Origin of the sequence: Pseudomonas sp. R1-15 (assembly GCF_051132085.1) — a bacterium.
In the GTDB taxonomy this organism is placed as follows: domain Bacteria; phylum Pseudomonadota; class Gammaproteobacteria; order Pseudomonadales; family Pseudomonadaceae; genus Aquipseudomonas.
This window is the reverse complement of the sequence record NZ_CP071660.1, coordinates 5,268,501-5,281,647: the sequence shown is the minus strand read 5'-3', so window position 1 is coordinate 5,281,647 and position 13,147 is coordinate 5,268,501. Positions and strand designations below refer to the sequence as shown.

Genomic DNA, 13,147 nt, shown 5'->3' with positions numbered 1-13,147 from the left:
CAGGACTGTCCTCTTCGCGAGCAGGCTCGCTCCCACAGGGCAAATTGTCGATTCAGGAAAGCAGAAAATAATCCCGCCCCTCGACCTGCCCCCGTCGCAACGGGTTGCGGGTGCACCATGGCGCATAGGCGGCGTCGACGAAGCGGTAAAGCAGGTGCTCATCTCGTCCCAGCGGGATGCCCAGGCGAGTGGTCTGGATCACATTGACCGTCGGCACCCCCACATCCTCCACCAGCAGCCGTTCAGGGTCGAAGCGTCTGGCGTCCCAGTCCGGCACTTTCAGGCCCAGCGCCTTGCACAGCAAGGTCTGTCCGGCACAAAGTTTCTGCGGCGTACGTGGCCGGCCTTGCGCATCGGGGTTGTTCAACAGCATCTGCGCCAGGCTTGCCGGGCCGCTGATGGCGTCCACCCAGGGATACGCCGATTTGATCAATACGGCATTGCCCGGGCCTTGGGCGCTGAAATTCAGCGAATCGCCGCCCCGCGCGTAGTACATATAGATGTGGCCGCCATCCAGAAACAAAGCCTTACGCTTTTCCGTGTAGCCCAACGAGGCGTGGCTGCCCTTTTCGGCGAAGTAATACGCTTCGGTCTCGATGATCCTCGCGCTCAGCCACAGGTCGCCAACCTTGTGGCGAATCACCTTGCCCAGCAGATCCTTGGCAAGCTCCTGGGCGTCGCGGTCAAAAAAAGCGTGTGGCAAAGCAGTGGGCATCGGAGGCGAATCGGTCATGGTCATGGACGGAACAGGGCCAAAAGTAGCGAGATGATAACAATGGAAAGCTTAATTACCGCTGAACATTCACGGAAACACTAGCGATTCATGCCGGTTTTGCTTCTCCGCCGGTCACCGCTGTCAGTCCATGCTGTTAGTCGCGGGTTACGACAGCTATAATCTGCCGCTTTCCTCTTTGCCAAGACCACACAGACCATGACTGAGTCCGTTCTTGACTACATGACCCGCCTGGGTCGCGCCGCCCGCGAAGCGTCGCGCATCATCGGTCGTGCCAGCACCGCGCAGAAAAACCGCGCCCTGCAGGCCGCCGCCAATGCGCTGGACGCTGCGCGCGCCGAGCTGTCCGCCGCCAACGAGCTGGACCTGGCCGCCGGCCGGGCCAATGGGCTCGAGCCGGCCATGCTCGAGCGCCTGGCGCTGACTCCGGCACGCATCGACGGCATGATCGTCGGTCTGCGTCAGGTGGCGGCTCTGCCGGACCCGGTCGGGGCGATCCGCGACATGAGCTATCGGCCGTCGGGTATCCAGGTCGGCAAGATGCGCGTGCCCCTGGGTGTGGTCGGGATCATCTACGAGTCGCGGCCGAACGTGACCATCGACGCCGCGAGCCTGTGCCTGAAGTCGGGTAACGCGACCATCCTGCGCGGCGGTTCCGAGGCGATCCATTCGAACCGTGCGATTGCCGCCTGCATCCAGCGCGGGCTGGCCGAAGCCAACCTGCCGGCGGCGGTCGTGCAAGTGGTGGAAACCACCGACCGCGCCGCGGTCGGCGCGTTGATCACCATGCCCGAGTTCGTCGACGTCATCGTTCCGCGTGGCGGCAAGGGGCTGATCGAACGAGTCAGCCGCGACGCCCGCGTACCGGTGATCAAGCACCTGGACGGCATCTGCCATGTCTACGTCAGCGCCCACGCCGAATTGGCCAAGGCCCAGCGCATCGCCTTCAATGCCAAGACCTACCGTTATGGCATCTGCGGCGCGATGGAGACCCTGCTGGTGGACCAGGCCGTCGCCGGGGATTTCCTGCCATCGATGGCGGCCCAGTTCCACGAAAAAGGCGTCGAGCTGCGTGGCTGCGAGCGCACCCGGGCGATCATCGAGGCCGCAGTCGCCACGCCAGAGGACTGGGACACCGAATACCTCGCGCCGATCCTGTCGATCCGCGTCGTGGACGGGCTGGACCAGGCCATCGAGCACATCAATCGCCACGGATCCCACCACACCGATTCCATCGTCAGCGAGCACCAGGGCGAAACCCGGCGCTTCGTGGCTGAAGTGGATTCGGCGTCGGTGATGATCAACACCCCGACCTGTTTTGCCGACGGCTTCGAATACGGATTGGGTGCCGAGATCGGCATTTCTACTGATAAGCTGCATGCCCGTGGCCCGGTGGGCCTGGAAGGCCTGACCTGCGAGAAGTACATCGTGGTCGGCGACGGCCAGTTGCGCGGACAGGAGCCAGCCTGACTTGGGCGACCTCGACCCACTGGCCTCCATGACTACGCCCGCTGTGACGGCGACCGCGCCAAAGCGCATCGGTATCCTGGGCGGTACGTTCGACCCGGTGCACATCGGCCATTTGCGCGGTGCGCTGGAAGTCGCCGATGCCCTGGCCCTCGATGAGCTGCGCCTGACGCCCAGCGCCCGGCCACCTCATCGGGATACGCCGCAGGTGTCGGCGCAGGATCGCCTGGCGATGGTCGAGTGCGCGGTGGCCGGTGTGGCGCCGTTGGTGGTGGACGCCCGCGAATTGCAGCGGGACAAACCGTCCTACACCATTGATACCCTGGAGCTGATGCGCGCCGAGTTGGCCGCCGATGCCCAGGTTTTCCTGCTTCTGGGCTGGGACGCATTTTGCGGCCTGCCCACTTGGCACCGCTGGGAAGAGTTGCTCCAGCATTGCCACATCCTGGTGCTGCAACGCCCGGATGCCGACAGCGAACCGCCGGATGCCTTGCGCAACCTGCTGGCGGCGCGCTCGGTGAGCGACCCGCTGGCCCTCAAGGGGCCGAGCGGACAGATTGCATTCGTCTGGCAGACGCCGCTCGCGGTATCCGCCACCCAGATCCGTCAACTGCTGGCCAGCGGTAAGTCGGTACGTTTCCTGGTGCCCGACGCGGTCCTGGCCTACATCGATGCGCACGGTCTGTACCGTGCGTCGAACTGAACAAGGCGTGCTCCGCCGACACGAATCAACGTGTACCGAAGCGCCCGAACATACGAGCAAAACGAGTTTTATATGACTGACAAAGACCTGAACAAAGTAAAGCGCAAGGGCACTTTCAAGAGCGCCCCGCTGCCGGTAGAAGCGCCAACCGGCGTGGCGCTGGTCGGTGAAGAACTGGTCAAGGTGGCCGTGGCGGCCCTGGAAGACGTCAAGGCCCAGGACATCCAGGTGATCGACGTTCGCGAAAAGCAGAGCATCACCGACTACATGATCATCGCCACGGGTACTTCGAACCGCCAGATCGGCGCGATGCTCGACAAGGTCCGCGAAGCGGTGAAGGCCCAGGGCGTCAAGCCGTTGGGCGAAGAAGGCAAGGGCGACAGCGACTGGGTCCTGCTGGACATGGACGACGTCATCGTGCACATGATGACCGCCTCGGCGCGCCAGTTCTATGACCTGGAGCGCCTGTGGGCCGGTGCCGAGCAGAGCCGTTCGGCCAGCGCCGCGCACCACAGCCCGGAAAACACCCATGAGCACTTCACCAAGCTCAACAAAGACCAGCAATAAGGGATCGCTGTGCGACTGCGCCTGATCGCCGTCGGTTCTCGCATGCCCAAGTGGGTGGAAGAAGGCTGGCATGAATATGCCAAGCGTCTTCCGTCCGAGCTGGCTTTGGAACTGGTGGAAATTCCGCTCAATACCCGCGGCAAGAACGCCGACGTGGCGCGCTTTATCCGCCAGGAAGGTGAGGCCATGCTGGCCAAGGTCGGGCCGAACGAGCGCATCGTCACACTCGAAGTTCATGGCAAGCCCTGGAGTACCGAGCAACTGGCGGTGGAGCTCGATCGCTGGCGGCTGGATTCGCGCACGGTCAATTTCATGGTCGGCGGTCCGGAGGGGCTGGCGCCGGAAGTCTGCGCCCGTGCCGATCAACGCTGGTCGTTGTCGCCCCTGACGTTGCCGCATCCGCTGGTGCGGATCCTGATCGGTGAACAGTTGTATCGTGCCTGGACAGTCCTGTCCGGGCACCCTTATCACAAGTAATCCTGCCCTCATGCCTCAGCCGATCCGCATCAAGGACCACGAAAAAGACGCCCGCCTGGTGCGGGGCCGCGTCGTGTTCGGCGCCATTACGGTGGTCACGCTGATCGGCGTGCTGATCGCGCGGCTGTATTTCCTCCAGGTGATCCAATACGAGTACCACTCGACCCTGTCGGAAAGTAACCGCGTGCATGTGCAGCCGATCCCGCCGACCCGCGGGCTGATTTTCGACCGCAATGGCGTGGTGGTGGCCGATAACCGGCCGAGCTTCAGCCTGAGCATGACCCGCGAGCGGTCCGGTGACTGGCAGAAAGTCCTCGACGTAATCGTCGAAGTGCTGCAACTGACCCCCGAGGACCGGGCGATCTTCGAGAAGCGCATGCGCCAGGGCCGGCGCCCCTTCGAGCCGGTGCCGATCATGTTCGAGCTGACCGAAGAACAGATCGCCCTGATCGCGGTTAACCAGTTCCGCCTGCCGGGCGTCGAGGTGGTGGCGCAGCTGGTGCGGCATTATCCCCAGGGGCCGCACTTCGCCCACTCGGTCGGTTACATGGGGCGAATCAACGAAAAAGAGCTCAAGACCCTCGACCCGGTCAACTACAGCGGCACCCACCATATCGGCAAGACCGGCATCGAGCGCTTCTACGAGGCCGAGCTGCACGGCCAGGTCGGCTACGAGGAGGTCGAGACCAACGCTCGCGGCCGCGTGCTGCGCGTGCTCAAGCGTACCGACCCGATTCCAGGCAAGGACATCGTCCTGAGCCTCGACATCAAGTTGCAGGAAGCCGCCGAAGCGGCGCTGGGTGGACGACGTGGCGCGGTGGTTGCGCTGGACCCGAACACCGGCGAAGTCCTGGCGATGGTCAGCCAGCCGAGTTTCGACCCGAACCTGTTCGTCACCGGCATCAGCTTCAAGGCCTACGCCGAGCTGCGCGATTCCATCGACCGGCCGTTGTTCAACCGCGTGCTGCGTGGCCTTTATCCGCCAGGTTCGACCATCAAGCCGGCCGTGGCGATTGCCGGGCTGGATGCCGGAGTGGTGACCGCGTCGAGCCGGGTCTATGACCCGGGTTATTACCAATTGCCCAACTACGACCACAAGTACCGTAACTGGAACCGCACCGGTGACGGCTACGTGGACCTGGAAGCGGCGATCATGCGGTCCAACGACACCTACTTCTATGACTTGGCCCACAAGCTGGGGATCGATCGGTTGTCGTCCTACATGAACAAGTTCGGCCTTGGTCAGAAAGTCTCCCTGGACATGTTCGAAGAATCCCCGGGCCTGATGCCGTCCCGGGAATGGAAGCGAGCGACTCGCCGCCAGGCCTGGTTCCCCGGCGAAACCCTGATCCTGGGGATCGGCCAGGGCTACATGCAGGCCACGCCCCTGCAACTGGCCCAGGCCACGGCGCTGGTGGCGAGCAAGGGCAAATGGTATCGGCCACACCTGGCGAAGACCATCGAAGGCCAGAAACCCGTGGACCCGGACCCGATGCCGGACATCATCCTGCGCAACCCGTCGGACTGGCAAAAGGTCAACAACGGCATGCAGCAGGTCATGCACGGCGCCCGGGGTACCGCGCGCAAAGCGGCCATCGGTGCGCAATACCGCATTGCCGGCAAGAGCGGTACCGCCCAGGTGGTAGCGATCAAGCAGGGCGAGAAGTACGACCGCTCCAAGGTCCAGGAACGCCATCGCGACCACGCCTTGTTCGTTGGCTTCGCGCCCGCCGAGAACCCGAAGATCGTCGTGTCGGTGATGGTCGAGAACGGTGAATCCGGCTCCGGCGTCGCCGCGCCGGTGGTGCGCCAGATCATGGACGCCTGGCTGCTGGATGAGCACGGCCAGCTCAAGCCCGAATTCGCAAGCCCCATCAGCGCGGAGGCTACGGCCCGTGAAGAATAATTTCGACCGTATCCTCTCCAGCGAAGATGTGATGCGCCGTCGCGCCACCTTGCTGCAGCGCATGCACATCGACGGTCCATTGCTGATCCTGTTGCTGACGCTGGCCGCCGGCAGCCTGTTCGTGCTGTATTCGGCCAGTGGCAAGAGCTGGGACCTGCTGGCCAAGCAGGCCACCTCGTTCGGCATCGGCCTGGTGTCGATGATCGTCATTGCCCAGCTCGAACCACGGTTCATGGCGCGCTGGGTGCCGCTGGCCTACGTGGTCGGCGTGGGTTTGCTGGTAGTGGTCGACATCATGGGCCACAACGCCATGGGTGCCACCCGCTGGATCAACATCCCCGGGGTGATCCGCTTCCAGCCTTCGGAATTTCTCAAGATCATCATGCCGGCGACCATTGCCTGGTACCTGTCCAAGCGGTCCTTGCCGCCGCAGCTCAAGCATGTGTGTATCAGTCTGTTGCTGATCGGCATTCCGTTCATTCTCATCGTCCGCCAGCCGGACCTCGGCACCTCGCTGCTGATCCTCGCCGGGGGTGCGTTCGTGCTGTTCATGGGCGGGTTGCGCTGGCGCTGGATCCTCAGCGTGATCGCTGCCGCCGTGCCGGTGTCGGTGGCCATGTGGTATTTCGTGATGCACGACTACCAGAAGCAGCGGGTACTGACCTTCCTCGACCCGGAAAGCGATCCGCTGGGCACCGGCTGGAACATTATCCAGTCCAAGGCCGCCATCGGTTCCGGCGGGGTATTCGGCAAGGGCTGGCTGATGGGCACCCAGTCGCACCTGGATTTTTTACCGGAAAGCCACACCGACTTCATCATCGCCGTGATGGGCGAGGAGTTCGGCCTGGTGGGCATTTGCGTGCTGTTGCTGATCTATCTGCTGTTGATCGGGCGCGGGCTGGTGATTACCGCCCAGGCCCAGACGCTGTTCGGCAAGTTGTTGGCGGGCAGCCTGACCATGACGTTTTTTGTTTATGTTTTCGTCAACATCGGTATGGTCAGTGGCCTGTTGCCGGTGGTGGGGGTGCCGTTGCCGTTCATTAGCTACGGAGGAACTTCGCTGGTGACGCTACTGTCAGCGTTTGGGGTTTTGATGTCGATCCATACGCATCGCAAGTGGATCGCGCAGGTTTGAATAAGGTGAAGAGTTCAATGCAAGCAATGCGTGGCTGGTCGACGCGATATGCGCCGTGGGTCGGCCTGGTCGGCTTCCTGGGCTGTGCGCCGCAGGCCCTGGCCGGTGAATACGAAGGCTCGCCGCAGGTGGCCGAATTCGTCGGTGAGATGACTCGCGACTACGGTTTTGCCGGTGAACAGCTGATGGGCGTGTTTCGCGAGGCCGAGCGCAAGCAGTCGATCCTCGACGCGATTTCCCGGCCCGCCGAGCGGGTCAAGCAGTGGAGCGAGTACCGGCCGATGTTCATCACCGAGGCGCGTATCGCCCGGGGTGTTGACTTCTGGCGCCAGCACGAAGCCGCCCTGGCCCGCGCCGAGCAGGAATATGGCGTACCGGCCCAGGTCATCGTATCGATCATCGGCGTCGAGACCTTCTTCGGCCGCAACACCGGGAATTTCCGAGTGATCGACGCCTTGTCGACCCTGGGCTTCGATTACCCGCCGCGCGCCGAGTTCTTCCGCAAGGAGCTACGCGAATTCCTCCTGCTGGCCCGTGAAGAGCAGGTCGATCCGCTGACCCTCAAGGGCTCCTACGCCGGGGCCATGGGCTTGCCACAATTTATGCCCAGCAGTTTCCGCGCCTATGCGGTGGACTTCGACGGCGACGGCCACATTAATATCTGGACCAACCCGACCGATGCCATCGGCAGTGTTGCCAGTTATTTCAAACGGCATGGCTGGGAGGCCGGCGAGCCTGTGGTCAGCCTTGCGGACGTGCGTGGCGACCAGGTGGATCAGGGCCTGACCACGGGCATCGAGCCGACAAAAACCGTCGGGGAGTTGCGAGCGCTGGGCTGGTCGAGTCATGATGCGCTGCGTGACGACATGCCGGTCACCGCGATGCGCCTGGAAGGCGAGCAGGGCCCCGAATACTGGATGGGCCTGAAGAATTTCTACGCGATTACGCGTTATAACCGCAGCGTGATGTACGCCATGGCCGTATATCAACTGTCTGAAGAGCTGGTCAAAGCACGGGGCGTCAAATAATGCGGGCAATGCCTACCTATCAACCCCTGAAAGCCAGGCCCCTCAAGCTGGTGGCATTGGCGGCGCTGTCTTTGCTGGTCGTGAGCTGTTCGACCAGTCGCGCACCGACCCAGAAAAGTCCCAACGTCGTGCGGGCCACACCGGGCCTGGACATCAACCGGGCCCACAAGGATGGCGCGCCGTGGTGGGATGTCGATGTCTCGCGCATTCCCGACGCGACACCAACCCTGCACACCGGCCCCTACAAGGCCAACCCGTATACGGTGCTGGGCAAGACCTATTTCCCGATGGCCGATTCCAAGCGCTATGTCGCCTCGGGCACGGCTTCCTGGTATGGCACCAAGTTCCACGGCCAGAACACCGCCAATGGCGAGGTCTACGACCTGTATGGCATGAGCGCCGCGCACAAGACCCTGCCGCTGCCCAGTTATGTGCGGGTGACCAACCTGGACAACAACAAGAGCGTGATCCTGCGGGTCAACGACCGTGGGCCGTTCTATTCCGACCGCATCATCGACTTGTCGTATGCGGCGGCGAAAAAGCTCGGTTACGCTGAAACCGGCACCGCCCGGGTCAAGGTCGAAGGCATTGATCCGCAGGAATGGTGGGCCCAGCGTGGCCGTCCGGCGCCTTTGATGCTCAACGAACCAAAAGTGGCGCAAAATGCCGCGCCGACCGTGACGGCCTCCACCGGCACGGTCGAGCAATGGACCCCGCCGCCGCAGCAACACGCCGCGGCCGTGGTGCCGGTGCAGATCGATGCAAAAAAAAAACGCTTCTGCAACAGCGTCTGGCCAGTATCTGCAAGTGGGCGCGTTCGCCAACCCGGACGCTGCAGAACTGTTGAGGTCGAAGCTGAGCTCGATGGTCAGCGCGCCGGTGTTCATCAGCTCGATCGTGCGCAACCAGCAGACCCTGCATCGGGTGCGCCTGGGGCCGATCGGTTCTCCGGGTGAGGTCCAGCAGGTACAGAATAGCGTGCGCCTGGCCAATCTCGGTTCGCCGAGCCTGGTCACGTCCGAATGATTGATTGAGGGCCTGCTCGTGGTTTGGGCGGGTCAGGTTGTTGGCTCCACGAATAACAAAAGCCCGGCAGGGGTTGTGAGTGAGCAACTTAAATACGCGGCAGATCCTTGTAGAATTGCCAGTTCAGTTTTTGCCTTCGGGCAGTCCCATTAGCGATTTCGAGAGACGGATGAACATCACCACCTTTGCCAAACGCCTTTGCCTGCTAGTCCCGCTGCTTCTCTCTCCGGCCGCGTTCGCGGTCGAGATGATGCCTTCGCCTCCGCAACTGGCGGCCAAAGCCTATGTCCTCATGGATGCCAGCAGCGGCAATGTGCTGGTAGAGAACAATGGTGACCAGCGCCTGCCACCGGCCAGCCTGACCAAGCTGATGACCGCGTACATCGCCACGCTGGAGATCCGTCGCGGCCAGATCGGTGAAAACGATCCGGTGACCGTCAGCGAAAACGCCTGGCGCACCGGCGGTTCGCGGATGTTCATCAAGGTCGGTTCGCAAGTGACCGTCAGCGACCTGCTGCACGGCATCATCATCCAATCCGGCAACGACGCCAGCGTCGCCCTCGCCGAGCACATCGCCGGCAGCGAAGACGCGTTCGCCGACATGATGAACAAGACGGTCGCCGACCTGGGCATGACCAACAGCCACTTCATGAACCCGACCGGCCTGCCGAACCCCGAGCATTATTCCTCGGCTCACGACATGGCGATCCTGGCCCGGGCAATCATCCACGAAGACCCTGCGCATTACGCCATCTACTCCCAGAAGGAATTCTTCTGGAACGGCATCAAGCAGCCTAACCGCAACCTGTTGCTATGGCGCGACAAGACCGTCGATGGCCTGAAGACCGGCCACACCGAGGAGGCTGGCTACTGCATGGTGTCTTCGGCGGTTCGTGACGGCATGCGCCTGATCGCCGTGGTGTTCGGCACCAACAGCGAAGTGGCCCGCGCCGCCGAGACCCAGAAGCTGCTGACCTACGGTTTCCGTTTCTTCGAAACCCAGACCTTCTACCAGAAGGGCACCGAACTGGCCCAGGCCCAGGTGTGGAAAGGCACCAGCAACCAGGTGAAAGCCGGCCTGGCGCAGGACCTGACCATGACCTTGCCTAAAGGCCAGCTCAAGAAGCTTGCCGCCAGCATGACCATGAACCCTCAGCTGACCGCGCCTATCGCCAAGGGTGACGTGATCGGCAAGGTCGAAGTCAAACTGGACGACAAGGTGGTGCACAGCGCCGACCTGATCGCGCTGGACGCGGTCGAGGAAGGTGGTATTTTCCGCCGCATGTGGGATAGCATCCGTCTATTCTTCTACGGCTTGTTCAACTGATTTCGAGTGTTGACCTGCATGGCCCCGTTCCTTTCCGGTGCGGGGCCATGTTCGTTATCACGGCTTGCGAGGCCGTTACGCCATGACAGACTCCGAAGTAAAAGCGCCAAAGATCGAATTTCCCTGCGCGGATTATCCGATCAAGGTAATCGGCGATACCGGTGTGGGCTTCAAGGACAAGATCATCGCGATCCTTGAAAAACACGCCACCGTTGACCACAAGACCCTGGCCGAGCGCCAGAGTACCAACGGCAAATACACGACCATCCAGTTGCACATCATTGCCACCGGCCAGGAACAGCTCTACGACATCAACAGCGAGCTGCGAGCGACCGGTTTCGTGCATATGGTGCTGTGATGCCGGGCACGCTGGGCTTTCGCGAGCTGGGCAGCATGGCTTACGAGCCGGTCTGGCACGCCATGCAGCGCTTCACGAACGAACGTGGCACCAGCGCCGACGACGAAGTCTGGCTGGTGGAACACCCGCCGGTGTTCACCCAGGGCCAGGCCGGCAAGGCCGAGCACTTGCTGCTACCGGGCGATATCCCGGTGGTGAAGGTCGACCGGGGCGGGCAGGTGACTTACCATGGCCCCGGCCAACTGGTTGCCTACCTGTTGCTGGATGTGCGCAAGCTGGGGTTCGGTGTGCGCGAGCTGGTCACTCGCATGGAAACATGCCTGATCGAGCTGCTCGCCAGCTATGGTGTGACCGCGGCGGCCAAGCCGGATGCACCGGGTGTCTACGTCGACGGGGCGAAGATCGCCTCCCTCGGCTTGCGCATCCGCCATGGCTGTTCGTTCCATGGCCTGGCGTTGAACGTGGACATGAATCTTGAACCGTTTAGACGGATTAATCCCTGTGGCTATGCAGGGCTGGCAATGACCCAGCTGCGCGATCACACAGGATCGATTGAATTTGCCGAGGTAAGTGCCCGGCTGCGCGCGCAGCTCGTCAAACACCTCGACTATGCTGAGCAGACGACCCTCACGGGCGGAATCGACTGATATGACTACTGATGCAGTGCAAACCATGATCCCGACGCTGGACGTCACCGAACGTCCGGCCCCGCGTGCCAAGGTAGAGGCCGGCGTCAAGCTGCGCGGCGCCGAGAAGGTTGCACGCATTCCGGTCAAGATCATCCCGACCACCGAACTGCCGAAGAAACCCGACTGGATCCGCGTGCGCATCCCGGTCTCTCCGGAAGTCGACCGGATCAAGGCCCTGCTGCGCAAGCACAAGCTGCACAGCGTCTGCGAAGAAGCCTCCTGCCCGAACCTGGGCGAGTGCTTCTCCGGCGGCACCGCGACGTTCATGATCATGGGCGACATCTGCACCCGTCGTTGCCCGTTCTGCGACGTCGGCCATGGCCGTCCGAAGCCATTGGACACCAACGAGCCGGAAAGCCTGGCCATCGCCATCGCCGACCTTAAGCTGAAATACGTGGTCATCACCTCGGTGGACCGTGACGACCTGCGTGACGGCGGTGCCCAGCACTTCGCCGACTGCATCCGCGAGATTCGCAAGCTGTCGCCGAACGTGCAGCTGGAAACTCTGGTGCCTGATTACCGTGGCCGCATGGACATTGCTCTGGAAATCACCGCTGCCGAGCCGCCGGATGTGTTCAACCACAACCTGGAAACCGTGCCACGCCTGTACAAGGCTGCGCGCCCGGGTTCGGACTACCAGTGGTCGCTGACCCTGCTGCAGCGTTTCAAGCAGATGATGCCGCATATTCCGACCAAGTCTGGCTTGATGCTGGGCCTGGGTGAGACTGATGAGGAGGTCATCGAGGTCATGAAGCGCATGCGTGAGCACGACATCGACATGCTGACCCTGGGCCAGTATCTGCAGCCTTCCCGTAGCCATTTGCCGGTGCAGCGCTTTGTGCATCCTGATACCTTTGCCTGGTTTGCGGAGGAGGGGTACAAGATGGGCTTCAAGAACGTTGCTTCGGGGCCGTTGGTGCGGTCTTCGTATCATGCGGATGAGCAGGCTAAGTTGGTCAAGGCTGAGTTGCTCGGGTCCTGATTTTTTTGCTTTGGTTTTCGGAGTGGGGTGTATATCCGTTCCTGCGGTAACGGCTACTTATGGTTCCGCCCTTACGGCGGGTCACTTTTTTCAGACGCCAAAAAAAGTAACCCAAAAGGCTTTGCCCCACCACTCGGTGCCTCGCCTAGGCTCGGCATGCCTGAATGAAGGCACCGCTCTGTGGGCCGCCGCGAAGGGCCATCCATGGCCCAGCGCGGCTAACCCGGCATCCATGCCGGGTTACCCACTGCGCAATGCCTTCATTCAGCCATCGTGGTTAACGGGGCGGTTCAGATCAAAAGCAAAAAGCAAAAGCAAAAGCAAAAACAAAAGCAAAAACCCAGGCGGCTTTGGGGCCGACCTGGTTTCTGATGGATCGCGTTTCTCCTGTGGGAGCGAGCCTGCTCGCGAAGGCGGTGTGTCAGTTTGCGGTGATGTTGGGTGTACAGGCCTCTTCGCGAGCAGGCTCGCTCCCACAGGGTTTTGCGGTGCATTGAAAATCCAATGTGGGAGCGAGCTTGCTCGCGAAAGCGGTGGTTCAGCCCCATAAATACCAGCCCAGCCCAGCCCCGACCGCTCTTGATCTTGATCTTGATCTAAGCGCCCCGTTAAACCACGCTGGCCGAACGCAGGCATTGCGCAGTGGGCATCCCGGCATGGATGCCGGGATAGCCGCGCTGGGCCATGGATGGCCCTTCGCGGCGGGCCCACGGAGCAATGCCGGAGTGAGGGCACACCGAGCCTAGGCG

At 62.2% G+C, this 13,147-nt stretch carries 12 protein-coding genes and 1 pseudogene; 12 read left to right on the top strand and 1 reads right to left on the bottom strand.

The features are described 5' to 3' along the window. Positions 1-52 precede the first annotated feature (52 nt). Positions 53-733, bottom strand: a complete 681-nt coding sequence (locus tag J3P97_RS23845) for a DNA-3-methyladenine glycosylase (RefSeq protein WP_370871057.1) — start codon at positions 731-733, stop codon at positions 53-55. Positions 734-931: 198 nt separating this feature from the next. Here J3P97_RS23845 and J3P97_RS23840 point away from each other — a divergent pair, with 198 nt between their 5' ends. The 12 genes and pseudogenes from J3P97_RS23840 to lipA all read left to right on the top strand — a co-directional run bounded on the left by J3P97_RS23840 (position 932) and on the right by lipA (position 12,398). After that, the gene (locus J3P97_RS23840; RefSeq protein ID WP_434672888.1) at positions 932-2,203 is read left to right on the top strand and encodes a glutamate-5-semialdehyde dehydrogenase; all 1,272 of its coding nucleotides are present in this window, start codon (positions 932-934) and stop codon (positions 2,201-2,203) included. A gap of 28 nt (positions 2,204-2,231) precedes the next feature. Further along, on the top strand, positions 2,232-2,903 hold the full coding sequence (gene nadD, locus J3P97_RS23835) for a nicotinate-nucleotide adenylyltransferase (protein WP_434574088.1): 672 nt from the start codon (positions 2,232-2,234) through the stop codon (positions 2,901-2,903). 72 nt (positions 2,904-2,975) lie between these two features. Continuing rightward, on the top strand, positions 2,976-3,470 hold the full coding sequence (rsfS, locus tag J3P97_RS23830; RefSeq protein WP_434571605.1) for a ribosome silencing factor: 495 nt from the start codon (positions 2,976-2,978) through the stop codon (positions 3,468-3,470). Between the two features lie 9 nt (positions 3,471-3,479). Further along, the gene (rlmH, locus tag J3P97_RS23825) at positions 3,480-3,947 is read left to right on the top strand and encodes a 23S rRNA (pseudouridine(1915)-N(3))-methyltransferase RlmH (protein ID WP_003185785.1); all 468 of its coding nucleotides are present in this window, start codon (positions 3,480-3,482) and stop codon (positions 3,945-3,947) included. 10 nt (positions 3,948-3,957) lie between these two features. After that, positions 3,958-5,853 (top strand): penicillin-binding protein 2, encoded by a 1,896-nt coding sequence (gene mrdA / locus J3P97_RS23820; RefSeq protein ID WP_305498579.1) that lies wholly within the window; start codon positions 3,958-3,960, stop codon positions 5,851-5,853. A gap of 31 nt (positions 5,854-5,884) precedes the next feature. After that, positions 5,885-6,988, top strand: coding sequence for a rod shape-determining protein RodA (rodA, locus tag J3P97_RS23815; protein WP_305501174.1), 1,104 nt, complete (start codon positions 5,885-5,887; stop codon positions 6,986-6,988). 17 nt (positions 6,989-7,005) lie between these two features. After that, the gene (gene mltB / locus J3P97_RS23810) at positions 7,006-8,016 is read left to right on the top strand and encodes a lytic murein transglycosylase B (RefSeq protein WP_305498581.1); all 1,011 of its coding nucleotides are present in this window, start codon (positions 7,006-7,008) and stop codon (positions 8,014-8,016) included. Further along, positions 8,016-9,042: pseudogene (locus tag J3P97_RS23805) on the top strand (septal ring lytic transglycosylase RlpA family protein). The gene mltB and the pseudogene J3P97_RS23805 overlap by 1 nt, the downstream one beginning before the upstream one ends. Positions 9,043-9,211: 169 nt before the next feature. Continuing rightward, entirely contained in the window at positions 9,212-10,369 is a 1,158-nt protein-coding gene (locus tag J3P97_RS23800) for a D-alanyl-D-alanine carboxypeptidase family protein (protein ID WP_434571608.1), read from the top strand. An 82-nt stretch (positions 10,370-10,451) separates the two neighbouring features. Next, complete coding sequence (locus J3P97_RS23795) at positions 10,452-10,727, top strand: DUF493 domain-containing protein (protein WP_053125656.1); 276 nt, start codon at positions 10,452-10,454, stop codon at positions 10,725-10,727. Further along, entirely contained in the window at positions 10,727-11,374 is a 648-nt protein-coding gene (gene lipB, locus J3P97_RS23790) for a lipoyl(octanoyl) transferase LipB (RefSeq protein WP_305498585.1), read from the top strand. Before J3P97_RS23795 ends, lipB begins: the two co-directional genes overlap by 1 nt. A 1-nt stretch (position 11,375) precedes the next feature. Then, positions 11,376-12,398, top strand: a complete 1,023-nt coding sequence (gene lipA, locus J3P97_RS23785; RefSeq protein WP_014340371.1) for a lipoyl synthase — start codon at positions 11,376-11,378, stop codon at positions 12,396-12,398. The last annotated feature ends 749 nt before the right edge of the window (positions 12,399-13,147 follow it).

What these genes read in the sequence shown, in the direction of transcription:
- J3P97_RS23800 (WP_434571608.1), top strand. Translation starts at nt 9,212, where the DNA reads ATGAACATCACCACCTTTGCCAAACGCCTTTGCCTGCTAGTCCCGCTG.
- rsfS (WP_434571605.1), top strand. Translation starts at nt 2,976, where the DNA reads ATGACTGACAAAGACCTGAACAAAGTAAAGCGCAAGGGCACTTTCAAG.
- lipB (WP_305498585.1), top strand. Translation starts at nt 10,727, where the DNA reads ATGCCGGGCACGCTGGGCTTTCGCGAGCTGGGCAGCATGGCTTACGAG.
- mrdA (WP_305498579.1), top strand. Translation starts at nt 3,958, where the DNA reads ATGCCTCAGCCGATCCGCATCAAGGACCACGAAAAAGACGCCCGCCTG.
- lipA (WP_014340371.1), top strand. Translation starts at nt 11,376, where the DNA reads ATGACTACTGATGCAGTGCAAACCATGATCCCGACGCTGGACGTCACC.
- mltB (WP_305498581.1), top strand. Translation starts at nt 7,006, where the DNA reads ATGCAAGCAATGCGTGGCTGGTCGACGCGATATGCGCCGTGGGTCGGC.
- rodA (WP_305501174.1), top strand. Translation starts at nt 5,885, where the DNA reads ATGCGCCGTCGCGCCACCTTGCTGCAGCGCATGCACATCGACGGTCCA.
- nadD (WP_434574088.1), top strand. Translation starts at nt 2,232, where the DNA reads ATGACTACGCCCGCTGTGACGGCGACCGCGCCAAAGCGCATCGGTATC.
- J3P97_RS23795 (WP_053125656.1), top strand. Translation starts at nt 10,452, where the DNA reads ATGACAGACTCCGAAGTAAAAGCGCCAAAGATCGAATTTCCCTGCGCG.
- J3P97_RS23845 (WP_370871057.1), bottom strand. Translation starts at nt 733, where the DNA reads ATGACCGATTCGCCTCCGATGCCCACTGCTTTGCCACACGCTTTTTTT.
- J3P97_RS23840 (WP_434672888.1), top strand. Translation starts at nt 932, where the DNA reads ATGACTGAGTCCGTTCTTGACTACATGACCCGCCTGGGTCGCGCCGCC.